General features: G+C 63.3%; 20 protein-coding genes, 1 tRNA gene and 1 pseudogene. 12 read left to right on the plus strand and 10 right to left on the minus strand.

All coding sequences use genetic code 11. The annotated features are described in order from the left end of the window. The 4 genes from C6W92_RS15560 to C6W92_RS15575 form a co-directional block, all read left to right on the plus strand. The coding region (locus tag C6W92_RS15560; RefSeq protein WP_206735549.1) for a class I SAM-dependent DNA methyltransferase at positions 1–2,075 on the plus strand (2,075 nt) is incomplete at its 5' end. Continuing rightward, positions 2,075–3,310, plus strand: coding sequence for a restriction endonuclease subunit S (locus tag C6W92_RS15565; RefSeq protein WP_129434789.1), 1,236 nt, complete (start codon positions 2,075–2,077; stop codon positions 3,308–3,310). The genes C6W92_RS15560 and C6W92_RS15565, both read left to right, overlap by 1 nt. Continuing rightward, the gene (locus tag C6W92_RS15570; protein ID WP_129434791.1) at positions 3,307–3,711 is read left to right on the plus strand and encodes a hypothetical protein; all 405 of its coding nucleotides are present in this window, start codon (positions 3,307–3,309) and stop codon (positions 3,709–3,711) included. The genes C6W92_RS15565 and C6W92_RS15570 overlap by 4 nt, the downstream gene beginning before the upstream one ends. Then, positions 3,712–6,678: a DEAD/DEAH box helicase family protein gene (locus C6W92_RS15575; protein ID WP_129434793.1), complete on the plus strand. Its 2,967-nt coding sequence runs from the start codon at positions 3,712–3,714 to the stop codon at positions 6,676–6,678. A gap of 122 nt (positions 6,679–6,800) precedes the next feature. Here the strand turns inward: C6W92_RS15575 and C6W92_RS15580 are convergent, their stop codons facing one another. Further along, complete coding sequence (locus tag C6W92_RS15580) at positions 6,801–7,610, minus strand: SDR family oxidoreductase (protein ID WP_129434795.1); 810 nt, start codon at positions 7,608–7,610, stop codon at positions 6,801–6,803. Between the two features lie 12 nt (positions 7,611–7,622). Continuing rightward, on the minus strand, positions 7,623–8,492 hold the full coding sequence (locus C6W92_RS15585) for an SDR family NAD(P)-dependent oxidoreductase (protein ID WP_129434797.1): 870 nt from the start codon (positions 8,490–8,492) through the stop codon (positions 7,623–7,625). 160 nt (positions 8,493–8,652) lie between these two features. Here C6W92_RS15585 and C6W92_RS15590 point away from each other — a divergent pair, with 160 nt between their 5' ends. Beyond that, positions 8,653–9,537 carry an AraC family transcriptional regulator gene (locus tag C6W92_RS15590; RefSeq protein ID WP_129434799.1) on the plus strand — a complete coding sequence of 295 codons (885 nt, stop codon included), beginning with the start codon at positions 8,653–8,655 and terminating at the stop codon, positions 9,535–9,537. Positions 9,538–9,715: 178 nt separating this feature from the next. Here the strand turns inward: C6W92_RS15590 and C6W92_RS15595 are convergent, their stop codons facing one another. The 4 genes from C6W92_RS15595 to C6W92_RS15610 form a co-directional block, all read right to left on the minus strand. After that, complete coding sequence (locus C6W92_RS15595) at positions 9,716–9,964, minus strand: hypothetical protein (protein ID WP_129434801.1); 249 nt, start codon at positions 9,962–9,964, stop codon at positions 9,716–9,718. A gap of 202 nt (positions 9,965–10,166) precedes the next feature. Then, positions 10,167–10,709, minus strand: a complete 543-nt coding sequence (locus C6W92_RS15600) for an amino acid synthesis family protein (RefSeq protein WP_129434803.1) — start codon at positions 10,707–10,709, stop codon at positions 10,167–10,169. Further along, complete coding sequence (locus tag C6W92_RS15605) at positions 10,709–11,884, minus strand: MFS transporter (RefSeq protein WP_129434805.1); 1,176 nt, start codon at positions 11,882–11,884, stop codon at positions 10,709–10,711. Before C6W92_RS15605 ends, C6W92_RS15600 begins: the two co-directional genes overlap by 1 nt. After that, a complete protein-coding gene (locus C6W92_RS15610) occupies positions 11,884–12,297 on the minus strand; it encodes a nuclear transport factor 2 family protein (protein ID WP_129434807.1) in 414 nt (137 codons plus the stop codon). The genes C6W92_RS15605 and C6W92_RS15610 overlap by 1 nt, the downstream gene beginning before the upstream one ends. 183 nt (positions 12,298–12,480) lie before the next feature. On the opposite strand from C6W92_RS15610, the gene C6W92_RS15615 reads away from it, so the two are divergent. Together C6W92_RS15615 and C6W92_RS15620 are read left to right on the plus strand one after the other, a co-directional pair. Beyond that, positions 12,481–13,293, plus strand: a complete 813-nt coding sequence (locus C6W92_RS15615; RefSeq protein WP_129434809.1) for a LuxR C-terminal-related transcriptional regulator — start codon at positions 12,481–12,483, stop codon at positions 13,291–13,293. Further along, a complete protein-coding gene (locus C6W92_RS15620; RefSeq protein ID WP_129434811.1) occupies positions 13,290–14,726 on the plus strand; it encodes a LuxR C-terminal-related transcriptional regulator in 1,437 nt (478 codons plus the stop codon). Before C6W92_RS15615 ends, C6W92_RS15620 begins: the two co-directional genes overlap by 4 nt. Positions 14,727–14,809: 83 nt before the next feature. Here the strand turns inward: C6W92_RS15620 and C6W92_RS15625 are convergent, their stop codons facing one another. From C6W92_RS15625 to C6W92_RS15635, 3 genes are all read right to left on the minus strand, one after another. Further along, positions 14,810–16,072: a site-specific integrase gene (locus tag C6W92_RS15625; protein ID WP_129434813.1), complete on the minus strand. Its 1,263-nt coding sequence runs from the start codon at positions 16,070–16,072 to the stop codon at positions 14,810–14,812. Positions 16,073–16,548: 476 nt separating this feature from the next. Then, on the minus strand, positions 16,549–17,367 hold the full coding sequence (locus C6W92_RS15630; protein WP_129434815.1) for a M48 family metalloprotease: 819 nt from the start codon (positions 17,365–17,367) through the stop codon (positions 16,549–16,551). Between the two features lie 415 nt (positions 17,368–17,782). Continuing rightward, complete coding sequence (locus C6W92_RS15635) at positions 17,783–18,382, minus strand: TetR/AcrR family transcriptional regulator (protein ID WP_129434817.1); 600 nt, start codon at positions 18,380–18,382, stop codon at positions 17,783–17,785. 43 nt (positions 18,383–18,425) lie between these two features. Between C6W92_RS15635 and C6W92_RS15640 the strand changes: the two genes are divergently transcribed. The 5 genes from C6W92_RS15640 (at position 18,426) to C6W92_RS15660 (ending at position 23,133) form a co-directional block, all read left to right on the plus strand. Further along, positions 18,426–18,779 carry a hypothetical protein gene (locus tag C6W92_RS15640; protein ID WP_129434819.1) on the plus strand — a complete coding sequence of 118 codons (354 nt, stop codon included), beginning with the start codon at positions 18,426–18,428 and terminating at the stop codon, positions 18,777–18,779. Between the two features lie 74 nt (positions 18,780–18,853). Beyond that, a complete protein-coding gene (locus C6W92_RS15645; protein WP_129434821.1) occupies positions 18,854–20,140 on the plus strand; it encodes a homoserine dehydrogenase in 1,287 nt (428 codons plus the stop codon). Between the two features lie 66 nt (positions 20,141–20,206). Next, positions 20,207–21,172, plus strand: a complete 966-nt coding sequence (glpX, locus tag C6W92_RS15650; protein ID WP_129434823.1) for a class II fructose-bisphosphatase — start codon at positions 20,207–20,209, stop codon at positions 21,170–21,172. 43 nt (positions 21,173–21,215) lie between these two features. Continuing rightward, a complete protein-coding gene (gene recJ, locus C6W92_RS15655; protein ID WP_241691186.1) occupies positions 21,216–22,964 on the plus strand; it encodes a single-stranded-DNA-specific exonuclease RecJ in 1,749 nt (582 codons plus the stop codon). Positions 22,965–23,058: 94 nt separating this feature from the next. Beyond that, positions 23,059–23,133: transfer RNA gene (locus tag C6W92_RS15660), tRNA-Glu, on the plus strand. Positions 23,134–23,438: 305 nt separating this feature from the next. Here C6W92_RS15660 and C6W92_RS18030 read toward each other — a convergent pair. Next, a pseudogene (locus C6W92_RS18030) lies at positions 23,439–23,554 on the minus strand (IS630 family transposase); the annotation flags it as partial.

Below are 23,554 nucleotides of genomic sequence, written 5' to 3' on the forward strand. Positions count from 1 at the left end.
TTCTTCTTCATCGCATCACGCAGGCTGGGAAAGGCGGGCTGTTTCGGCATCGGCAGGACTCCTCTGGCGGACGCCCCAAACCTATCAGATTAGGCAGAAAGTCGCAGGTTTTTCAGACGTTCCTCAAGCAATCGGAATATGGCAAGGTGGTGCTGCCGTTCGTGGTCCTGCGGCGGCTCGACTGTATTCTGGAGGCCACCAAGCCCCACGTGCTGGAGATGGCGGCCTCGTTGCCCAAGGACATGGACGACGAGGCGCGCGATACGCTCTTGTCCGGTGTCGTGGGCGCCAACATCCGGCTCTACAACGAGTCGCGCTTCACCTTCGCCACGCTCAAGGGGCAGGATCCCAAGGACATCCACCGCAACCTGATCGACTACATCACGAATTTCTCCGGCAATGTCCGCGATGTCTTTCTCGACAAGTTCCTGTTCACCGATCAGCTCAAGCGGCTCAACGACGCAGGGCTGCTCTACCAGGTATTCGACCGGTTCACCCAGATCGATCTGCATCCCGATACCGTCTCCAACCTGGAGATGGGCTATCTCTTCGAGGACCTGATCCGCCGCTTCTCGGAAATCTCGAACGAAACGGCCGGCGAACATTACACCCCGCGCGAGGTGATCCGGTTGATCGTCTCGCTCTTGCTGATCAACGACCGTGACGCTCTGACCGGCACCGGCGTCATCCGCCAGGTCTATGACCCGGCGGCGGGCACCGGCGGTATGCTGTCGATCGCCGAGATGGAGATGAAGGCGCTCAACGACCGCATCCGCGTCGAACTCTTCGGCCAGGAGCTTAACCCCGAGTCCTTCGCGATCTGCAAATCCGACATGCTGGTCACCGGCCACAACCCCGAGAACATCGCCTACGGCAACACGCTGACCCAGGACGCGCATGCCGACCGGCGGTTCCACTACATGCTCTCCAATCCGCCCTACGGCGTTGACTGGAAGAAATACGCCGACCCGATCAAGGACGAGGCTGCCGAGCAGGGCATGTCCGGGCGCTTCGGGGCCGGGCTGCCGCGCATCTCGGACGGGCAGTTGCTGTTCCTCCAGCACATGATCTCCAAGATGCGCCACGACGAGCAGGGCTCGCGCATCGGTATCGTCATGAACGGCTCGCCGCTCTTCACCGGCGGGGCCGGGTCGGGCGAGAGCGAGATCCGCCGCTGGATGCTGGAGAACGACTGGGTCGAGGCGATCATCGCGCTGCCCACCGACCTCTTCTACAACACGGGCATTCAGACCTATGTCTGGCTGCTTACCAACCGCAAGGACCGGGTGCGGCGCGGCAAGGTGCAGCTGATCGACGCCAGCGGTGAGCGGTTCTGGAAATCCATGCGCAAGTCGCTCGGCTCCAAGCGGCGGGAAATTCCGCCCGAGGCCTGCGATCAGATCACGCGGCTCTATGCCGAGATGCTGAACGGCGATGGCGACTGGGGCGACGTGTCCAAGATCTTCGCCACGACCGATTTCGGCTATCGCGAAATCCGGGTCGAGCGGCCGCTGAAACTGGCCTTCGCGCTCACGCCCGAGGGGCTGGAGGCGCTGCGCGAGGCCAAGTCCTTTGCCCGGCTCGACGAGGCGACGCAGAGCGCCATTCTGGAGTCGCTGGAGCAGCATCTGGCAGGTGAGCGGTGGGTGAGCCGCAGCGCCTTCGATACCGCACTCAGCGACTCGCTCAGGGCCGCTGGCGTCAAGATCGGCGCGCCGGTGCGCAAGGCCATCCTGGGGGCGCTGTCGGAGCGCGACGAGGCGGCGGAGGTCTGCGCCGACGCCAAGGGCAACCCCGAGCCGGACACCGATCTGCGCGATCACGAACTGGTGCCGCTGGATGAGGACTGGCGCACCTATGTGCAGCGCGAGGTGCTGCCCTTCGTCCCCGACGCCTGGGTGGATGAGAGCTACACCGATGCCCAGGACGGCGGCGTGGGCCGCGTCGGCTACGAGATCAACTTCAACCGCTACTTCTACAAATACGTGCCGCCCCGCCCGCTGGAGGAGATCGACGCCGAGTTGAAGGCGCTGGAAGCCGAGATCGCCGGGCTGTTGCAGGAGGTAGTGGAGTGATGCCACGCCTCAAGCACTTGTTGCGACTTCAATACGGTTCTGCACTTGCAGGAGACGCACGAGTAGAAGGCGGATACAACGTCTACGGGTCGAATGGCGCGGTTGGAACCCACGTCATACGAAACACGAAAGCGCCTGCCATCATTGTCGGCAGGAAGGGCTCTTTCGGAAAGGTGACGTGGGCAGATAATGGCGGATTCTGTATCGACACGGCATATTTCGTGGATGACCGCTACTGCGTCGGCGATCTTCGTTTTGCATACTATGCGCTATTGCATCTGAGACTGGACGAGCATTCGAAAGATTCTGCCGTCCCCGGTCTTGATCGGAGCGACGCTCAGAATCACGAGATCGAAATCCCCGACCTCGCGACCCAACGCCGGATCGCCGACTTTCTGGACCGTGAGACCGCAAGAATAGACCTGCTGATCGAGAAAAAGCAGCGGTTTGCGTCCGGTGTCGAGGACGAGTTTCTAGATCGTGTTTCGCACCTCGTGACGCTTGGAGCGGACGTAGATGCGCGCCATAAACAGTCTGGGTATTCATGGCATCCAGCCGTCCCGAAGCATTGGACCGTCACTCGTTTGAAGTTTCTATGTTCTCGGATTGTCGACTGTCTGCACGAGACGCCAGAGCACATCGAAGATGGTGCCTACCCGTCGATACGCACGTCTGACCTGATCCGAGGTTCTGTTGACATAGGCGCCGCGAAGCGCGTCAGCGCCGAAGAGTATCGGCACCGGATACAGCGCCTAGAACCCAAGGAGGGCGACATCCTCTATACGCGCGAAGGCGAAAGGTTCGGGCTGGCTGCGCTAGTCCCGCCTGAGACAAAACTATGCCTTGGGCAACGAATGATGATGTTCCGCACAAATAGGCGTGTCCTTCCTTCCTATTTGATGTGGTCGCTGAATGGGAAGTTCGCTTACAACTTCCTGAAGCAAGATGTGACCGGCGCGACTTCCCCCCATTTGAACATCTTTGACATTCGCAACGTCCCCGTCTTTCTTCCGCCTATCGATGAACAACGGGCGTTGGGCAGGGAAATCGATGCGTTCTTCGAAAAGAAATCGCGGTTGGTCGAGAAGACATTGGCGACCATCGACCGCCTCAAAGAATACCGCTCCGCCCTGATCACCGCCGCTGTCACGGGTCAGATCGACGTGGAGACCTACGCCAAATCCGGCACCCCCGACCGCCGCCTCGACGCCATTCAAGAGGAGATGGGCGAATGACTGAAACGAACCTGCAAAAATCCGAACTTGTCATTTCCAAGATTCTAGAACGCCTGCTTGATCTGGGACTGCAACAAGGAACACGGCTTAGTTTCGAAGACCTCGATCTGCCGAAAGAACATGCGCCCATCTACAACGGATGCTGCGCATGGTTAATCGAAGAGGGTGTTATTCGATGCTCGAACAAGTCACAGGCGCTTGCTGGTAATCTCGTAATGGTCAGCCCAATGATTACATCGAGAGGTTTTGCGCTTCTCGATCAACCCTTTGTCGTTGACGATGACAAAATGCGCGTCGGCCAAGCAGTCAAGGAAGTAGCGGATGGTCAGAGAAACTACGCGGGCATCGGTGATTTCGTAGGCGGATTGTTAGGCGGCTTCACCAAGTCGATGGGCAGCTAGATGACCAACACCCACACCACGGTCGACATTCATCAAGAGAAGGTCTTCGAGGCGCATATCGTCGCCTGCCTGACCGCTGACCAGGGATACATCGAGCGCGACTGTGCGGCGCATTATAACGTGGCCCATGCGCTCGACACCGAGTTGCTGTTCCGGTTCCTCAAGACCACGCAGCCCGAGGCGTGGCAGACGCTCGAGGACCACTACAGGGCACAGGCCGAGGCGGAGGTGCTCAAGCGGCTCGACAAGGCGCTCAAGGACAAGCCGACCCATGTCGTGCTGCGCGACGGCATCAAGCTGGTGCCCAACATCCGCTTCGCGCTGTGCTTCTTCAAGCCCGCCTCGAACCTGAACCCCGATCTCACGCGGCTCTTTGATGCCAACATCCTGTCGGTGATGCGTCAGGTGCATTACAGCGCCAAGGACCCCAGGAAATCGATAGACATCGTGACCTTCGTCAACGGCATCCCGGTCGCGACGCAGGAGGTCAAGAACCTGCTGACCGGGCAAAACGTGCGCCACGCCGAGAAGCAGTATCGGCAGGACCGCTCCCCGGCGGGCGAGCCGCTCCTGACATTCAAGCGTGGCGCGATCGTGCATTTCGCGGTGGACCAGGACAACGTGTCGATGACCACGCGCCTGATGAATGGCAAGACCCGGTTCCTGCCCTTCAACCGCGGCCGCGACGGCGGGGCTGGCAACCCCGATGTGCCGGACGAGAACCGCGTCGCCTATCTCTACAAGGACCTGCCCGAGGGGCGCGCGGTGTTCTCGCGCGAGGTGCTGCTCGACCTGATCGGCCGGTTCATCCACCTCGAACGCAGCAATGGCAAGGAGGTGCTGATCTTCCCGCGCTTCCAGCAGTTCGACGCGGTGCGCAAGCTCTTGGTCGATGCGAGGGGGCAGGGGGCCGGGCAGAACTACCTCATCCAGCACAGCGCCGGGTCGGGCAAGTCCAACACCATCGCCTGGACCGCGCACCAGATCATCAACCTGCATGACGAGGACGACAAACCGCTCTTTGACACCGCCATCATCGTGACCGACCGCCTGGTGCTGGACCGGCAGTTGCAGAACACCATCGGCGGCTTTGCCCAGACCGAGGGCGTGGTGAAGAAGATCGACGGAACGTCCCGCGATCTGAAGGACGCGATTCTCAGGGGCGCGCGGATCATCATCACGACGATCCAGAAATTCGGCACCGAACATCTGGCGACAATCTCGGGCCAGGCCGGGCGCAATTTCGCGGTGATCATCGACGAGGCGCACTCCTCGCAATCCGGCAAGGCCGCCCAGGCGATGAGTGACGCGCTGACGCGTGACGCTACCAGCTCGGACGACATCGAGGACCTGGTGCTGGCCTTCCAGAAGGCGCGGGGGCCGCAGAAGAACATCTCGTTCCTGGCCTTCACCGCGACGCCGCGCAACGTGACGCTGGAGCGCTTCGGGCGGATCGGCGCGGATGGCAAGCCGCACCCGTTCCACCTCTACTCGATGCGCCAGGCGATCGAGGAAGAGTTTATCGTCGATGTCCTAAAGAATTACATGACCTACAAGGCCTATTACCAGCTTGAGAAAACCATCGAGGACGATCCCGCCTTCAAGGGCCGCAAGGCGCAGTCCCGGGTCGCACGCTACGCCTCGCTGCACCCCACGGCGATCGACCAGAAGGTCGAGGTAATCGTCGAGCACTTCCGCCGCCATGTCGCCAAGGAGCTGAACGGCCAGGCCAAGGCGATGATCGTCACCCAGAGCCGCGAACACGCGCTGCGCTACTGGCAGCAGCTGACCCGCTACATCGAGGATAAGGGCTATACCGGCCTCAGGGCGCTGGTGGCCTTCTCGGGCGATCTGACCATCGATGGCCATGTCTGGACCGAGGCGACCGCGAATGGCTTTGCTGAGACAGAACTGACCAAGAGGTTCGACACGGACGACTACCAGGTCCTTGTGGTGGCCGAGAAATACCAGACCGGGTTCGACCAGCCGAAGCTGGTGGCGATGTATGTCGACAAGAAGCTGGCGGGCTTGCAGGCGGTGCAGACGCTGGCCCGGCTGAACCGCAGCTATGGCAAGGACAAGCCGACCTACGTGCTCGACTTCCAGAACACGATGGAGGAAATCCGCGAGGCGTTTGCGCCGTTCTTCGAGGCGACAGCCCTAGAGGAGCGCACCGATCTCAACCAGATATATGACCTGGAACAGCGCATCACGAAGGCGACCTACATCCACAAGGACGAGGTCGAGCGGTTCGCGGATCAGTTCTTCAAGGGCGATCTGACGACCCAGGACCGGCTGGCGCTCGAAGGCACCGTTCGCCTCGCTGTGGAGCGGTTCAACCTCGATGAGGACGAGGCGCAGCAGGAGGAGTTCCGGCAGCTCCTCAAGAGCTTCCTGCGCTTCTATGCGTTCGTGGCACAGGTCGTATCGCTCAACGACGTCTGGCTGGAGAAGCTCTACGCCTACTCGGCCTGGCTCTCACGCCTGTTGCCGTCGCGCGATGTGCCTGCCGACATCACGATCACCGACGACATGCTGACCCTGTCAGCCTTCAAGCTACAGAAGGGCGAGGAAGGCAGCGCGTCTCTCGCGGCCGGTGAAACCGCGACGCTGGACCCGATCACCGAGTTCGGCGCGAATGCCTATACCGAGGAGGAGGAGCGGTCACTCTCGGAGATCAACGATTCTTTCAACGAGCGGCACGGGACGAGCTTCTCGCGCGACGACTTCCTTCGCTTCGAGCGCGTCACCCGCGAGATCATGGACGAGGACATGACCGAGATGGTGCGCAACAATCCAGCAGACGTGGTCTACAACGCGTTCTCGCAGGCGTTCTTCCGGGGCATGGTCAAGATGTTTCAGAACGACAACGAGATGCGCAACATCGTCATGACCGACAAGGATGCGCGCGAGCAGGCCACGCGGCACTTCTTCAAGCGCGCGCAGCGTCATGCGAGAGAATCGTGAGCCATAGAGCTGTTTTCGCCCAAGATGCTAATTCGGCCCTGACCTGCCTTTCGTCACAAGGGTCGTTTGCCGCAGTGCAGAGTGCCGAAGCAGACATTGTGCCACTTTGGCTGTTTAGGGCATCACTCGGCCATCAGCGCCTTGATGCCACCGATGAACGTGGCGTCGTCCTGCGCTTTGCGCCGGTCCAGCAGGTCGGTCGCGTCCGGCCCGGCGCGGAAGCGCAATTGATCGCCGGGCGCGGTGGCGGCCTGCCAGATCACGTCGGCCACGACCTCCGGCGATGACGGGTTCGACGCCAGCTTGCCCAACAGCCGCCCCATGGCTTCGGCGCTGGGGGCATAGTCCGCAAGGCTGTCGCCCATGGCAAAGTCGAAGGACCGCCCGCCGAAATCGGTCTTGATCATACCAGGCTGGACGATGCGAACCCGGATGCCCAGCGGCTGGAGTTCATAATGCAGCGCCTCGGACAGGCCTTCGACGGCGAACTTGGTGCCGTGATAGAGCGTGCCCAGTGGAAAGGTGACCTGCCCGCCGATCGACGAGATGTTGACGACGGTGCCGGATCGGCGCGCGCGCATGTGCGGCAGGACGGCCTTGGTGACCTCAAGAAGGCCGATCACGTTGGTATCGAACTGGCGTCGGATGCGGTCGGTCGAGAAGGCTTCGAGCGGGCCATAGGCGCCGTAGCCCGCGTTGTTCAGAAGCACATCGATGGCGCCGAAACGGTCGATGCCTGCGTTCACGGCGGCCTCAATGGACGCAGTGTCCGTCACATCAAGGCGTGTGACCAGCACATCGTCCAGGTCAATAAGGTCAGACCCTGCCGGATCGCGCATCGTGGCGATGACGTTCCAGCCTTCGGACTGAAAGCGCAGGGCGGTGGAACGGCCAATGCCGGAGGACGCGCCGGTGATGAGAATGGTGGGCATGGGGAGGCTCCTTCAGGCGTTGAGGCGGAGCATGTCGGCGATGCCGAAATTGCTCAGGACGGTGCGGGTGACGTCATGCAGCGCGGTGTTGTAGCGTTCGATCTCGGGGCCGACGCCGGTGTGATCGACGACCGTGCGAAAGGGTTTCTGGCCAAAGGGCAAGGCAAGCAGGGTGGTGACGGCCTCGGCGATACGCTCGGGGCGCTGGTCGGGCGTGGCCTCCAGCATCTGCGCCAGACCCTGCGACGACAGGGCGGGCACGGCGGCGAAATCGCCATATTCGGCCTCGCGTGCGGGGTCCTGTGGCGTGACCATCCCGTCGAAAAAGGCCGTGGGCATGGCTCCCGGCTCAATGATGCAGGCTTCGATGCCAAAGCCGGACAGTTCGGTGCGGTAGCATTCCACCATGGCCTCCAGCGCCCATTTCGAGGCGCAATAGGTGCCGTAGAACGGCGTCGCGATGCGCCCGATCAGGCTGGAGGTATACAGGACCGTGCCGCGCCCCTGCGCGCGGAAGTGCGGCAGCGCGGCGCGCATGACCCGCTGCACGCCCGTGACGTTGACGTCGAAAACGCGGGTCATGTCCTCAGGCGACATCAGCTCCTGAATGCCATAGGACCCGATCCCGGCATTGTTGAACAGCACGTCCAACCCGTCGAGCGCGGTGATCGCGGCGGCCACGCCGGCCTCGGTGCTGGCGGTGTCGGTCACGTCCATCTCGACGATATGCGCACCCTCAGCCTGCAACGCGGCGACGGTGTCCGCGTTGCGCCCCTTGCGGCTGCGCACACTGCCCGAGACCTGATGCCCCTGCGCCGTCAACGCCCTTGCGGTCGGCACACCAAAGCCGCCTGCGATGCCGGTGATGAAGATCTTTGCCATCTGTCCAATCCCTGTCCTGTTGATAGGATGACGATACTCCGTGCGGGACGATGTCTCTTTCCCGATTATCCGGAATACTTGCCTATTCCTCCGGTGGACAGATTTTTTGATCACGAAAGTGGACTCGGCTGTGCTATTAAGTCCATGAAGGGAGAGCCGCATGAAAGAGCTTCTGGATCGCGCAATGGGGCTGATGGATCGCGCCGGGCTGCCGCAGGGCGCGCTGGCCCATGCTGACAGCGGGATGAATTTTCTCCGGTTCGCTGCACCCAGCCCGCAGCAGGCCACGGTCTATCGCCCGCTGCTGTGCCTGATACTGCAAGGCGCGAAACAAGTCAGCGCGGGGGCGCACAGCCTGACCGTTGCCGCTGGGCAATCCTTGATCGTCAGCCATGCCCTGCCGGTCGTCTCACGCATCACCGAAGCTGCATCCGGGGCACCCTACTTGGCGCTGGTCTTCCCTCTCGACCTCGACCTGCTGCGCGGCCTTGCATCCAGGGTGCCGACCGCGCGCGGCATTCGCAGCCATGACCCGTTTTCGATCACGCTGTGCCCGACTGATCCCGCGATGCAGGACGCGTTGACCCGCTATTTCGACCATTGCGCTGACGATGAGACGCGCCAGCTGCTGGCCCCGATCAGTCGGAAGGAAATCCACGCCCGGCTGCTGCTCGGCCCCCATGGCGATGCCTTGCAAAAGCTGCTTTGGCAAGAGACCACCGCCAGCCGCATCTTTCAGGCGACGCGCGCGATCCAGTCGGATCTGTCGCGCACGGTGGTCGTGGGCGAGCTCGCGGATCGCGTCGGCATGAGCCAATCCGCCTTTTTCGAGCACTTCAAGGCGGTCACCGGCACCTCGCCGCTGCAATACCAGAAGGACCTCCGCCTGCTACACGCCCGCGACGCCCTGCGCGCCTCGGATGCCAAGGTGTCCGAGATCGCCTTTCGCGTGGGCTACGAAAGCTCCGCACAATTCTCGCGCGAATACGCACGGAAATTCGGCCTGTCCCCGCGTCAGGATCGGACCGCGCTGGCTGCGGAGTGACTGTCGCGATGAGCGCGTCCGGCCCGATGGAGACATCCAGATGCCAGCTTTGATGCTGCGGTCGCAGCCCGCATTGCCGTCATCCATTTACTGCGCAAGGGGTAACAGGGCAGGAGGCGGAATGATCCGATATCGAAGTCGACGAACGAGTATCGCTCTTCCGGACCTTACATCGTCATTAGTGGGTCCGCAGCACCTCTGCAATCGATGAGAGCCCTTCCCCGTCAGCGATGCACCACATCGCATGGGCAATGCTCGCCGCCGCGTGGGGGACCGCACAAGCCTCCTTGATGATCTCAAGTTGCTCTTCGTCCAGATCCCAATGGGCAAGGCATGCCGGTGGGTCTTCCCCCTCCTCTCCACTGCCTGCCCATTCGATCAGGTCGTATTCGACTTCTTTAAGTGTCATTGTTTGCTCGTAGTTCATAGCGGTCTCCATTCTTGTGATCAGGAGATCGGATCGTTTGCCGAAGACGGAAGCCATTTTTCGGGTTCTTCTGCGGCGCGTCAGGTTGCGGTCAGCGTCCGCGCCATGGTCCCTATCGGCCCATTGCTGACGTCGGCTTGGGTCACAGCGAATGTCTGCTTCGATCAAGAGCTCGTTTGTCCGGCAGAAATGAAACGCAGCTTTATTGGCTTGGACCTTTTCCTACACGTGCCCGGGGGCGCGCGCCATCTGACATGCCGACACAAACGACGATCTCGTTTGGGAGCGGCGCATCCGGCACTGCAATGCTCAGAGTATCGATGTGATCGAAGGACCAGACCTCGTCCTTATGCCCCAGCGGTAGATCGATGAAACAGCCAAGACCACCCAGTTTCACAATCGAGGGCATGAGTGCTTGACCGCCGCCGATCGCCGCGCGCACGGGTTTTCCCAGTCGCGGATGCAAGAGTGCCGCGCCGTGCTCAGCCGCGCCAAGGGCACCGACGATGGCAGCCTTGCCGTAGCTGACGGGCGGCGCACCGAGGGCGGCCACGGCCTCTGAAGCCAGTTGCGCGCCCAGCGTTGCGCCGAATTCGAATAGTTCTGTGAGGTCGTTCTGATCGATCCCGGCAAAGGGATTGCGCAGCACGGCCAACGCCGCTACGCGGGAGAGAGGGGCGCAGGGGGTGCCCATCTCGTCGGTCTCGGTCCGGTCCCGGATCAGCATTGTCTTTCGGATCAGCATCAGGCCGTTTCCTTCACTGGTTCGGCGGCGGCTCCGGTCTTGAGCATCCGGAATATAATGGCGACGGGTAAGACGAGAGCAAAAAGCGCGGCACCGAAGAGAATGGCGCTGTCTGGCACCCCGGTTTGGTCGAAGAGCCAGCCGGCAATCGGTGGGCTTGCGGTCATGATGGCATAATAGGCGGTGAAAAACACCCCCATGCCGAACGCGCGTCGTTCGGGCGCCACCGCCTGACCTGCCAGCGCCATGATGACGCCGGCAGGTGCCATCCCGACCAGGCCAAAGAGCAGGCTTGCCGCCAGCCCAGTGCCGGGCATTTTGAGCAACAGCAGGGAGAGAACCGCAGCAGCCATGCAGATAGCCAGAATTGTCTCTCGTCGCCCGAAACGGTCTGCGATCTGACCACAAACAGCCCCCGACAGGATCATCAGCCAGCTTCCGACGCTGATCACCGAAGCCGCGGCCAAGGTGCCCATCCCCTGCGCCTCGAGCATGCTCGGGCCGAAGCTCAGGTAGACGACATATCCCGCGTTGAAAACGCCCCAGGCGGTGCCTGCACAGAAAACCAGACCCCACTCATGCGGCAGGAGCCCCTTCATCCGGGCGCCTGCACCGGCGGGTATGCCGCTCGGTGCACGATAGAGCGTGAAGACGGCAACGGCCGCCAGGGCGCACCAGGCGGAGGCAACAGCAAAGGGTGCGCGCCAGCCATGGACCTCTGTCAGCCAGGTATGCCCGACCTGCCCCATGGCGATGCCGAAGGGCCAGCTCATCACCAGGACACTCATCGCCGTGGCGATCTCGCGGCCCTCGAACCAGTCCGCCACCATCTTGGTGAAATAGAGCCCAGCAATCACGAACCCGGCACCGGAGAGCACCCGACCGGCACCGATACCGACAGGGGCTGTCGCCAGAGCAGAAAGCGCGCCGCCCAGTGCCAGCGCCGCAAGCCCCAGTCCGACCAGCATGCGATCCGATACGAAGCGCCCGGCAAACCCGGCCGGCAAGGCGAGCAAAAGGCCCGGTGCCATGAACAGACCGATCATGAGGCCGATCTCGGCATTGTCGAGGCCGAAGGCGCCCGAAAGCTCATTGCCGACCGACCCCATGGACTGAAACTGGAAACCGGCCCCGACACGGGCGAGAAAGAGCAGCGCCAGGATGCGCCAGCGCATCACGCCCAGCCGAGCTGACGCAGCGCCTGCGCGTCGTTCCAGATCTTGGTCATATGCGCGATGCGATCCCCGTCGAAGCGCATGACATAGACGTAGTCGGATGCGACTGCCTTTCCTGTCGGCGCGCCCGGCCCGCCTGCGCCGGTCTGGGTGCCGTGGAACACCGCCGAGGCGACCACCGTGCCTCGATCCGCATCAACCGCAAAGGCGGTCAGGTCATAGCGCCCGTCCGGGATCGGACCCAGGAGGCTTTTCATCCATTCCGCGTAACCTTCCAGCGTGGTCGTGTCCGCCAGTGCATCACTCTGGCAGGCAAAGCTCGCACCATCATGACAGAATGCCCTGCACGCTTCCCAGCCGCCCCCGGTTTCGCAGTTCTCGAAAAAGCTCCGTGCTGTCCGTTCAAGTGTCATTGGTCCGCCTCCCTTTTGGTGATGGAACCAGGATGCGCCCATGACCGGGCATGGCATATCGGTCAGTTGCTGTATTCGGCACCCCGAGGGTGCAGTATTCTGCTACAGCATTTGCAGGATTGCCTGATTGACCCCGGTGCCAGAGGATCGGGGAGAAACCCTGCCGAAGGATGTGCCTGCCCCGTGTCGCCCGACGAGATCCTCAGCCCGCGCGAGATCGAGATCGCCAGCGCCTATGCGCAGGGCGATACCTATCAGGCCATTGCGGCGCGGCTGGGCATCGCGCCGTCGACCGTGCGCACCCATCTCGCCACGATCTACCGCAAGCTCGAAGTGTCATCCAAGCTGGACCTGCATTCCCGGCTGGGCGGTGCTCTGCCGACATCGGAGATGCTCACCGACCACGCGGCCGTCATCTCGGAACTGGCGCTGAGCCTCGAGGAGTCGCTGCGTCGCGAGCAGGCGCTCGCCGAGGTGCTGCGCATCATCAGCCGGTCGCGCGGCGACATCGACACCGTGATGTCGTCGATCCTCGGTTTTGCACTTGACCTCTGCGAGGCGGAGTTCGGCATTCTCTTTGAGCATGGTGGGCAAGGGAGATACGCGGCCAGTCACACACGGGGCATCCCTGAGCCGTTCAGGGACTGGCTCGACACGCAAGGCATCTTCACGGCCAGCCCACGCACTGGTCTCGGTCGACTGGCGACAAGCCATGCCGTTGTGAACATCTATGACGTTCGGGCGGAGGAAATATTCCAGACCGACGATCCGCTGCGCTATGCGACCGCTATGCTCGGCGGCGCCCGATCCTTCGTCGCCATTCCGATGATGTCGGGCGATAGCTTGGTCGGCGCCTTCACGATTTACCGGCAGTCGGTCCGGCCCTTCGGTGCGCAGGCTACCACGCTCGCGCAGACCTTTGCCGACCAAAGTGTCATCGCGCTCGACAACGCACGGATGATAGGCGCCTTGCGGCAAGAAGCACCCCCAGCATGAACGCCACCGGTGATCCTCTGAGCCCTCGTGAACGACAAATCGCCGAGGCCTTCGCGGGTGGCGAAACCTATCAGCAGATCGCCGACCGCCTAAACCTCGCCCCATCGACCGTGCGCACCCATCTTGCGACGATCTACCGGAAACTTGGGGTCTCCACAAAGCTCGACCTGCGGACGCAGATCGAGGCATCAACGCCCGCTGATCCATCTTCAAACCTACCGCCCCGCCCCGACAAACCCTCGATCGCCGTGCTGGCCTTCGAGAACATGTCGGATGATCCTGGTCAGGAATACTTCTCGGATGCGATTACTGCCGACATCATCACCGCCCTGTCCCGGTCGCCCTGGCTGTTCATCATCGCCCGCAACACGACCTTCACCTACAAGGGCGAAAACGTCGATGTCCGGCGCGTCGCGGCCGAGCTTGGCGTCCGGTTTGTTCTGGAGGGCAGCGTCCGTCGTGCCGGCGAGCGGGTGCGCGTCACGGCACAGTTGATCGACGGACTGACCGGCGGGCATGTCTGGTCTGATCGCTACGATGGCCGCATCGAGGACGTGTTCGACCTGCAAGACGAGATCACCCGGCAGGTCGTGTCCTCGATCCAGACCATCGTGCATCTCAGCACCGTCGAGGCGCCTGTCGAACGCCTGAACCGTCCGGACCTGACCGTCTGGGAGCTTACCATGCGGTCCTGGCACCTGCTCTACGATTTCACGCCCGAGGCCTATGCCTCGGCCAAGACTTTGCTTGAGCGCGCTCTTGCGATCGACCCGGAAAGCGCCGAGTCCAACATGGTCCTGTCGCTGATCAATCACCACATCGCCATTCTGGGCTTCGCCCAAGACCCAGGCCCTGCGATGGAAGCGGCCTACGCCCTTGGCCGTCGCGCCACGCAGCTCGACGACCGCAACGAGTATGCACATTGGGCGCTTGGCATCAGTTGCTGGGGGTTGCACCGGCTCGATGAAGGGATCGCGGCCTTGGAACGTGCGGTCGAGTTGAACCCCAACTGCTCGCTCGCTTACGGCAGCCTCGGCACCGCTCTCGCCATCGCCGGCCGGGCAGAGGATGCCATCGCGAACCAAGAAATCGCGATCCGGATGAACCCTCGTGATCCCAGTATCTTCTTCCGCTTCTCGGGTCTGGCGCTGGCCCATTACACGGCGGGCGACTACGACGCGGCGATCCACTGGGCCGAACACGCCATCCACCGCATGCCGCGCTGGTATCTCGCGCATTTCCTTTTGGTGGCAAGTCACGTCGCACTCGGGCGACCCGAACCGGCGCGTGCCGCAGTCGCGGCCGCCCGAGATGTTCTGTCCGACATTTCTGTCGCAGATGCCAAGCGAATGCCGCTGCGGGACCCAGCGAAGATGCAGGAATTTCGAGACCGGCTTTGTGCTGCGGGATTTGCTGCGGAGCCGCTAAGCTGACATTCGAACAGCGTGCAGCGGATGACGGGTTCCCGCCCAAATGTCGAGCAGGCCAAGAATTTTGCACCAATACTGCATCGAGATCATCCCTTTTCGGATGCCCCGCACACGAAGCGCGCCCAGTCCTCCATCATCTCCCGCCGCTTCTCGATCATGTCACTCCGCCTGTAGGCACGTTCTACGTCGCTGCCAACGGTGTGTGCCAGCGCGATCTCGGCCATTTCGCGCGGGTAGTTCGTGCGCTCGGCGGCCCAGTCCCTGAATGTGGAGCGCAGACCGTGCGGCACCGCCGGGCTACGCGACTGAGGGTCGAGAAAGCCTTTGCGCCCTGCCCTCTCCTCTTCCGCCTGCATCCTGCGCATCACGGCGGAGATCGTCATATCGGACATCTGCCCGGCCCTCGGAGACGGAAAAACGTAAGCGCACTCGGGATACCTCGGCAGAACCTTGAACAGGTCCACCGCCGCAGAGGACAGGGGCACGCGATGTTCGCGTCCCGCCTTTGTGCGTTCCGCAGGGATGATCCAGAGCTGTTTCGTCAGGTCGATCTCGTCCCAGGTCGCACCGCGTATCTCACCGGACCGCGTCGCCGTGAGTGCCAGGAACTCCAGGGCGCGCGCCGCCATTCCTTCACGCCCCTGCAGTGCCCTGAACCAGTGAGTGACATCATCCAAGGCGATTGCCGGCTGCCGGCGGCCAGACTTCTGCACCTTTCCGGGAGCGGGGAGCACCTGTTGCAGGTTTCCCTTCCATCGGGCCGGATTCTCACCCTCGCGAAACCCCATCGCCCGGGACCAGTCCAGCACGGCCTCGATCCGCTGTCGCACCCTAGATGCCGTCTCGTTCTTCGTGCTCCAGATTGGGCGCAGGACGGCCAGGATATCCTCCATGGTGATCGACGAGACGGGCTTCTCGCCAATGATCGGCAAAGCATAGGTGGAGATCGTCGATTTCCACTGCTTAACGTGCTTGGCATTGGACAGCTCTCCCTCGAGCTTTTCTTCGAAATAGCTGAAAAAGGCCCTCTCGAAGGTTACGAGCTGTTTCTCGTTTTCCGCGAGAGCAGCGCGTTGTTCCTTACGCTCTTCGACAGGGTCACGTCCCGCCCGGATCCTACGACGCATCTCTGCTGCTTGGTCACGTGCCTGCGCGAGAGACACCTCGGGATAAGGTCCCAGACCGATATGGCGTCGCTTGCCCTGCACAGTCGCGCGGAGTATCCACGACCGCGCGCCCGCCTCGGTGATACTCAGGTTCAAACCGGTCACTCCACCAACTGCATGCAGCCCCGGAGCAGACAAATTCTTGACCTGAATTGCCTTGAGTTCTCGTGCCTGCTTCGGCATTTCTTACTATCAACCTTCCCATCAACGCGATGCCCCATGAGGTGCATCCAGGTGCAACTAATTTCAACCAGACACTCACCATGATTCATATATACTATTGTTTTTTCAATATTATTTTCATCGCCCTGAAATAAGCTGCAGCTTATCAACAGCAGACACCCCTTCCGCCATTAGTTACGTAAAATCAATGGATTCTGGCGCCAATCATCCACCACCCGTCTATCCGCCCATTTTCCAGAGAGGTGCTTGAGCGGGCTCCGTCATCCAGCATAAGGCGTAAGGACCGGCAATCCGATTCCCGGGCCACCCCCCAACCAGGGACACACACCCGGGTAGTCCTCCCGCCCATGCCTAGGAAGTCCGTGTAGAGCGATCCCGAATTTTTCCAGCACCGCCAAAATAACCGTCTCATAAGGTCTCGCAGTCTGGTTGACAGACATTTTGAAGCGCCTGCCCAACACGGCAATGCACTGATCTCACTGTTTGCGTTGCAACCCGTGCTGAGCCTCGATCTGCGCACTCACCGTTAGCACGGTAGCGAGACGTTTTTCATTGGGAGGATGCGTGCCCCAGAAACTAAGATTGCCCGCCTCGGTGCGCGCATCCTCGGGTCGTGCGAAATACTGAGCCCCTTTCACCGGGTCATAGCCCGATGCGTTGGCAATGCGCGTCCCCAGCGTGTCGCTTTCCAGTTCGTATGATTGGGAATAGGCCCGCGAGCCTACCGCCGCACCAAGCTCCATGTTGCGCCCCACCGCATCCGGGTCATAGCTCACCCCTGCGGATGCGGCCTGCGCATTGGAATAGGCGGTCAGTGCACCCAAGATGAGCGCTCCGGCCATAGCCTGTTGCTGCTGCTTCTGGATGTGCCGCCCGATCAGGTGGCCGTACTCATGCCCCATGACAAAGGCGACCTCATCGTCATTCTGCATATCCTGCAGGATAGGCATGGTCATGAAAATCACGGGCCTGTCATTGCGGTAGGTAAAGTATGCGTTGCGCCTTTGGGCCTTGTGGTCAATAGCAACCTCCACGTCGCAATCGAACCCGTCGAGCGATGCGGTTTCTGCCTCGCAAAACTTTTCCGCAACTGGTTCGACACGACGGGCAACACGCTTGAAACGTCGCTCCGCTGACGTGCGCGATACCTGTTTACGGCTCGTGTCCGTCTGAGCATCGGCAAACATGGATTTCGCGCGCGCAGCCGAAGTGTCATCTATCTCTGGCAGAACGTACGTCGTCCCGCATGCATTTAGTCCGAACAACAATCCGATGAGTGTTATGGCCTTCTTCATGAAGAGCTCCTGTTAATCTGTTGTGCCCAAATAGCTTTCTATTTTCGGAGAAAATATGACGGCTGCCGAACAATCCACAACCCCGGATTCGGGGACAGGCAAAGCGGATGTCGGGACTGACCGCCCACCGCCTGCGGTGGGCTTCGGTAATTCCCGTCTTGCCCTCGAGCGGTCCCGGGCCGGTGCTTTCGGTGCCGTGAACCGACAACGTCACTCGGCAGGCTGCCAGATGCCCCTGATCCCCCCGTTCGTCCGTGATACTCGCGCGCAGCGCGCTGAGGTCGTCGCGGCAACGGAAGGGACAACCCATGCCGCCCGCCCCGTTAACCCCGCCGCGGACCGATCCCGGCACCGACGCGATACCGACAGGATACCGACGCGATGCCGATCGGGAATTTTACATCTTTCCCGTACGTTAACCCTGATTCGTCACCGCCCGGCGCACCATGTCCCAGTAGAGCGCCTCGACCTCTGCCAGGCTCAGCCGCCCGCGCTCGCGGAACCAGGTGTTGACGCCCGTCAGCATGGCGATGAGCGCCATCGCCGCGATCCGCGGCTCGGCCACGGCAAAGCGGCCCTCGGCCACGCCGCGGCGCAGGATCGCCTCCAGACGGGTCTCGTAATCGCGGCGCAACCCTTCGATAACATTGAAGTTTTCAGGATCCAGATTGCGCAGCTCCATGTACGAGACAAAGACCGCGTCGGCGCGCCGCGTATTGAACCGGATGTGGAACCGCGTGAACGCCTCAAGAGCGGCCCGCACCCCCGCCTCGGGCGGCGGGGTGGCGGCATCCCACGCCGCCAGCAGTTCCTCCATATGCGCGCGCATCAGCTCGAACAGCAGCGTCTGCTTATCCGGGGTGTAGTTATAGAGCGCCCCCGCCTGCACCCCGACCTCGGCCGCGATTTTCCGCATGGAAACAGCGGCATAGCCGTGCCTTGCGAACAGGTTCAGCGCCGCCTCGCGCACCCGCGGGCCGGTGATGTCGGAATGCGATCCTTGCGTGCGTGCCATGAGACATGGTTTATCTGAACATCCGTTCAGATCAAGGCCCGGCTTGCCCCCGCCCCCCTGGGGTGGCAAGAAAGGGTGTCGGTTTTGCCACGAGGCTTTGATGCACCCCCTGCCCGCCTGTCTTGCCGCGTTGATCGCGCTTGCCGCCTGCACCGAGCCCTACCCCTTGGCCCCCGAACTCGCCGCTTCGGGTGCCGACGCCCCCTACCCCGATCTGGTCCCGGTCGAGCGCATCGCGGCACGCGTGCCCCCCGCTACCGACGATCGCACCCTCCCCGCCCGCACCGAAGCGATCGACTCCCGCGCCGCCCGCCTCCGCGCCCGCGCCGAGCGCCTGCGCGGTCCGGTCATCGACACCGACACCAAAACCCGGATGCGCGGGGGCATCGACGGCTGACGTGCGTTGCAAGGCCGCGGCGAACCGGTTACATCGCGCCGCAACCCACGCGACTTTGAGTATCGGAGACATCCATGAGCACCCCCCTGCGCCTCGGCATTGCCGGGCTTGGCACCGTCGGCACCGGCGTGGTGCGCATCGTCCGCCAGAAGGCCGAGATCCTCGCTCGCCGCGCAGGACGGTCGGTCACGATCTCTGCCGTCTCGGCGCGCACCCGCGACCGCGATCGCGGCGTGAGTCTCTCGGGCTACGCATGGGAGGACGACCCGGTGGCGCTGGCGCGGCGCGACGACGTCGATGTGTTCGTCGAGTTGATGGGCGGCTCTGACGGCCCGGCCAAGGCCGCGACCGAGGCCGCCATCGCCACTGGCAAGGACGTGGTCACCGCCAACAAGGCGATGCTCGCCCATCACGGGCAAGCGCTGGCACTGGCCGCCGAGGAGGCGGGGCGCGTGATCCGTTTCGAGGCGGCGGTGGCGGGGGGGATCCCTGTCGTCAAGACGCTGACCGAAGGGTTGGCCGCCAACGAGATCACCCGCGTGATGGGCGTGATGAACGGCACCTGCAACTATATCCTGACGCGAATGGAGGCTACGGGCCAAGGCTACAACGCGCTGTTCGAAGAGGCTGACAAGCTGGGCTACCTGGAGGCCGATCCCAATCTCGACGTGGGCGGGGTCGACGCGGGGCACAAGCTGGCACTGCTGGCCGCCATCGCCTTCGGCTGTCAGGTGGATTTCGAGGGGGTGACGCTGGAGGGCATCCAGGACATCACGCTCGACGATATCCACCGCGCCGCCGATATGGGCTACCGGATCAAGCTCCTGGGTGTGGCACAGATGACGGGCCGAGGGCTCGAGCAGCGCATGTCGCCCTGCCTCGTCCCGGCGGCAAGCCCCTTGGGACAACTCGAGGGCGGCACCAACATGGTGGTGCTCGAGGGCGACCAGGTCGAGCAGATCGTGCTGCGCGGCCCCGGCGCGGGCATGGGTCCGACGGCGAGCGCTGTGATGGCCGACGTGATGGATATCGCGCGCGGGTCCCGTATCTCCACTTTCGGCCAGCCCGCCGCACACCTCGACACCTGCGCGCGTGCAGGCACGGCCACGCCCGCTCCCTACTACCTGCGCATGGCGTTGCGCGACAAGCCGGGCGCACTGGCCAAGGTGGCGACGTGCCTCGGCGAGGCGGGCGTCTCGATCGACCGCATGCGCCAGTATCGCCATGAGGACACCACCGCCCCGGTGCTGATCGTGACTCACAAGACCAACGGCGACGCGCTCGACACGGCGCTGGCCGGCATCCGCCGACTCGACGTTCTGGCAGCCGATCCTGTCGCGCTGCGGATCGAGGCGGTCTGAGCCGCGGCTTGTGCGCGCAGATCGCCGTGGCTAGTGTTGCCGAAGCTCATTCACAAGGACCGCTCCATGAATTCCGAAATCGCTTTCAATGACCGTATGCTCTCGCTCGGGCTGGCGCGCGTGGCCGAGCAGGCGGCGCTGGCTTGCGCCGACCTGATCGGGCGCGGCGACGAAAAGGCCGCCGATCAGGCCGCTGTCAACGCCATGCGAGAACAACTCAACATGCTCGCCATGAAAGGCGTGGTGGTCATCGGCGAGGGCGAACGCGACGAAGCACCGATGCTGTATATCGGCGAGGAAGTGGGCAGCGGCGACGGCCCCGGCGTGGATATCGCTCTCGACCCGCTCGAGGGCACGACGCTCACCGCCAAAGCCATGCCCAACGCGCTCACCGTGATCGCGATGGCCCCACGCGGCACGCTGCTGCACGCGCCCGACACCTACATGGACAAGCTGGCGATCGGACCAGGATATCCCGAGAACGTGGTGTCGCTCGCCATGACCCCGCGTGAGCGGGTCGAAGCATTGGCAAAGGCGCGGGGATGTCGCCCCTCCGAGATCACCGTCTGCGTGCTCGAACGCCCGCGCCACGAGGACATGATCACCGAGTTGCGCGGCACCGGTGCGGCGGTGCACCTCATCACCGATGGCGACGTGGCTGGCGTGATCCACTGCGCAGAATCCGAGCGCACCGGAATCGACATGTACATGGGCACCGGCGGTGCGCCCGAGGGGGTGCTCGCGGCGGCGGCGCTCAAGTGCATGGGCGGGCAGATGTGGGGACGGCTGGTGTTTCGCAACGACGACGAACGCGGGCGCGCGGAGGCCGCCGGGATCACCGATTTCGACCGGGTCTATGCCCGCGACGAGATGGTGACCGACCAGGTCATCTTTGCCGCCACAGGGGTCACCGACGGCTCGATCCTCAAGGGGGTGCACCGGCGGCCCGGCTTTGTCGAAACCGAGACCGTGCTGATGCGCTCGCGCACCGGGTCGGTGCGGCGCATGGTCTATCGCAGCAGGCGCGACTGAACGCGCGCGCGAGTATTTGGGGAAAGATGAAAAGGGGAACGCGGTGAGCGCCTATCTCGGCGTGGAACGCTCATTGACCGGGCGGCGCTGGACCGGGCCGGGCATAGAGGTCGAGCGGCAGGCCGAGGCAATGGCACAGGCAACCGGCCTGCCCAGCGCGCTCTGTCAGACGCTGGCGCGGCTGGGCGTGCCCGCGGCGGAGGCCGAGGGCTACCTGAGCCCCACCCTGCGAGACCTGCTGCCCGATCCGCGCTCCCTGCGCGACACGGAGGTGGCGGCGGCGCGGCTTCTGGCGGCGGCACAGGGACGCGAGCGGATCGCCATCTTTGCCGATTACGATGTCGATGGCGGGGCCTCGGCGGCGCTGGTGATCGACTGGTTGCGGCGGATGCAGGCCCCCGCGCCCACGCTCTACGTCCCCGATCGCATCGACGAGGGCTATGGCCCAAACGCCCCCGCGATGACGGCGCTCGCGGCCCGGCATGACCTGATTGTCTGTGTGGATTGCGGCACCCTGAGCCACGACGCGCTGGCGGCGGCGGCAGGGGCGGACGTGGTGGTGCTCGATCATCACCTAGGCGCAGAGACGCTGCCGCCAGCGCTGGCGGTGGTCAACCCCAACCGGCAGGACGAGAGCGGCGACCTGGCGCATCTGTGCGCCGCGGCGGTGGTGTTTCTGGTACTGGTGGAGGCGGGGCGTCAGCTGCGCGTCGCGGGCGGTGCGGAACCGGACCTGATGGCGCTGCTCGACCTCGTGGCGCTGGCGACAGTGGCCGATGTCGCGCCACTGACGGGCGTCAATCGTGCCTTCGTGCGGCAGGGGCTAAAGGTGATGGGGCGGCGCGCGCGCCCTGGGCTGGTGGCGCTTGGCGATGCCGCACGGCTGGATCGACCACCCGCCGCCTATCATCTGGGTTTCGTGCTGGGGCCGCGGATCAACGCGGGCGGGCGCGTCGGACAGGCCGATCTGGGCGCGCGGCTGCTTGCCACCGAGGATGCCGGCGAGGCGCGCGCACTGGCGGAGCAGCTCGAGCGGCTCAACGAGGAACGCCGCGAGATCGAGGCGGCGGTGCGCGCCGCGGCGCTGGCGCAGGCCGAGGCGCGCGGGGTAGATGCGCCGCTGGTCTGGGCCGCGGGCGAGGGCTGGCATCCGGGCGTGGTGGGTATCGTCGCGAGCCGCCTCAAGGAGATGACCAACCGCCCCGCCGTGGTGATCGGGCTGGAGGGCGACGAGGGCAAGGGCTCGGGCCGATCGGTGTCGGGTGTTGATCTCGGTGCGGCGGTGCAGCGTCTGGCGCGCGAGAACCTCCTTCTCAAGGGTGGCGGGCACCGGATGGCCGCGGGACTGACCGTCGCGCGCGACCAGCTGGAGCCGACGATGGCGCGACTGTCGGAACTGCTGGCACGGCAAGGAGCGGGTACGGTCGGTCCGGCCGATCTGCGGCTCGACGGCGTACTCATGCCCGGGGCCGCGACACCCGAACTTGTCGAGCGGCTGGAGGCGGCGGGGCCGTTCGGCGCGGGCGCACCGGGGCCGCGATACGTCTTTCCCGACTGCGCCATCGGCTATGCCCGCGCGGTAGGCGAGACGCACCTGAAGCTGCGGCTCGACGACGGACTTGGCGGGCGGCTCGACGCCATTTCCTTTGGCGCGTTTGACGGTCCCCTAGGCCCCGCCCTGATGGCTCATGGCGGCGCGCGGTTCCACTTTGCCGGACGGCTCGAAGTCAACCACTGGGGCGGTCGGCAGACCGTGCAACTCCGGCTCGAGGATGCTGCTCCCGCGGGATGAGGCGATGTTTTTTTCCACGCTTGCCGCTGGATTTCTGCAAAATGCCTCTTGCGCAGGCCGATGGTTTTTCATACTCACCCGTCACGCCAAGCACGGCCCGTTCGTCTATCGGTTAGGACGCCAGGTTTTCAACCTGGAAAGAGGGGTTCGATTCCCCTACGGGCTGCCACCCCCCTTCGACAACTTTGATTAAGCCCTTGTTTTGAAGGGCTGTTACGCGTCACCCGGGGTCAGATCATCATCGACTGATCGCTTTTTGATGCACATTCTGATGCACCATCCGATACCCAAGCGCTTGCGCGCGGCATCCCTTTGCGGCACCGTGACGCCATGCCGATTCATCACCGCGGGTCCACCTGCTATCTTCGCCGCCGCGTGTCGAAGCGCTACGCATCGGTCGAGGGCCGGGAAATCGTCTAACTTTCTCTCAAGACCGACAGCCTGACCAAGGCCCACCGCTAAAGCATTCCGCCTTTAACCTGAGACATATCCAGCAGCCTTGAAGTATTTCCAGCATTCTTGTGGCGAGTAGAGATCGCAGACCTCTGCTATGGCCTCGAACATGTCCGTGAACGTCCTCGCGCCGATGC

This window comes from Roseovarius sp. A46 (genome assembly GCF_004126395.1).
Taxonomy (GTDB): Bacteria; Pseudomonadota; Alphaproteobacteria; order Rhodobacterales; family Rhodobacteraceae; genus Roseovarius; species Roseovarius nitratireducens.

What these genes read in the sequence shown, in the direction of transcription:
- C6W92_RS15565 (WP_129434789.1), top strand. Translation starts at nt 2,075, where the DNA reads ATGCCACGCCTCAAGCACTTGTTGCGACTTCAATACGGTTCTGCACTT.
- C6W92_RS15570 (WP_129434791.1), top strand. Translation starts at nt 3,307, where the DNA reads ATGACTGAAACGAACCTGCAAAAATCCGAACTTGTCATTTCCAAGATT.
- C6W92_RS15575 (WP_129434793.1), top strand. Translation starts at nt 3,712, where the DNA reads ATGACCAACACCCACACCACGGTCGACATTCATCAAGAGAAGGTCTTC.
- C6W92_RS15580 (WP_129434795.1), bottom strand. Translation starts at nt 7,610, where the DNA reads ATGCCCACCATTCTCATCACCGGCGCGTCCTCCGGCATTGGCCGTTCC.
- C6W92_RS15585 (WP_129434797.1), bottom strand. Translation starts at nt 8,492, where the DNA reads ATGGCAAAGATCTTCATCACCGGCATCGCAGGCGGCTTTGGTGTGCCG.
- C6W92_RS15590 (WP_129434799.1), top strand. Translation starts at nt 8,653, where the DNA reads ATGAAAGAGCTTCTGGATCGCGCAATGGGGCTGATGGATCGCGCCGGG.
- C6W92_RS15595 (WP_129434801.1), bottom strand. Translation starts at nt 9,964, where the DNA reads ATGAACTACGAGCAAACAATGACACTTAAAGAAGTCGAATACGACCTG.
- C6W92_RS15600 (WP_129434803.1), bottom strand. Translation starts at nt 10,709, where the DNA reads ATGCTGATCCGAAAGACAATGCTGATCCGGGACCGGACCGAGACCGAC.
- C6W92_RS15605 (WP_129434805.1), bottom strand. Translation starts at nt 11,884, where the DNA reads ATGCGCTGGCGCATCCTGGCGCTGCTCTTTCTCGCCCGTGTCGGGGCC.
- C6W92_RS15610 (WP_129434807.1), bottom strand. Translation starts at nt 12,297, where the DNA reads ATGACACTTGAACGGACAGCACGGAGCTTTTTCGAGAACTGCGAAACC.
- C6W92_RS15620 (WP_129434811.1), top strand. Translation starts at nt 13,290, where the DNA reads ATGAACGCCACCGGTGATCCTCTGAGCCCTCGTGAACGACAAATCGCC.
- C6W92_RS15625 (WP_129434813.1), bottom strand. Translation starts at nt 16,072, where the DNA reads ATGCCGAAGCAGGCACGAGAACTCAAGGCAATTCAGGTCAAGAATTTG.
- C6W92_RS15630 (WP_129434815.1), bottom strand. Translation starts at nt 17,367, where the DNA reads ATGAAGAAGGCCATAACACTCATCGGATTGTTGTTCGGACTAAATGCA.
- C6W92_RS15635 (WP_129434817.1), bottom strand. Translation starts at nt 18,382, where the DNA reads ATGGCACGCACGCAAGGATCGCATTCCGACATCACCGGCCCGCGGGTG.
- C6W92_RS15645 (WP_129434821.1), top strand. Translation starts at nt 18,854, where the DNA reads ATGAGCACCCCCCTGCGCCTCGGCATTGCCGGGCTTGGCACCGTCGGC.
- glpX (WP_129434823.1), top strand. Translation starts at nt 20,207, where the DNA reads ATGAATTCCGAAATCGCTTTCAATGACCGTATGCTCTCGCTCGGGCTG.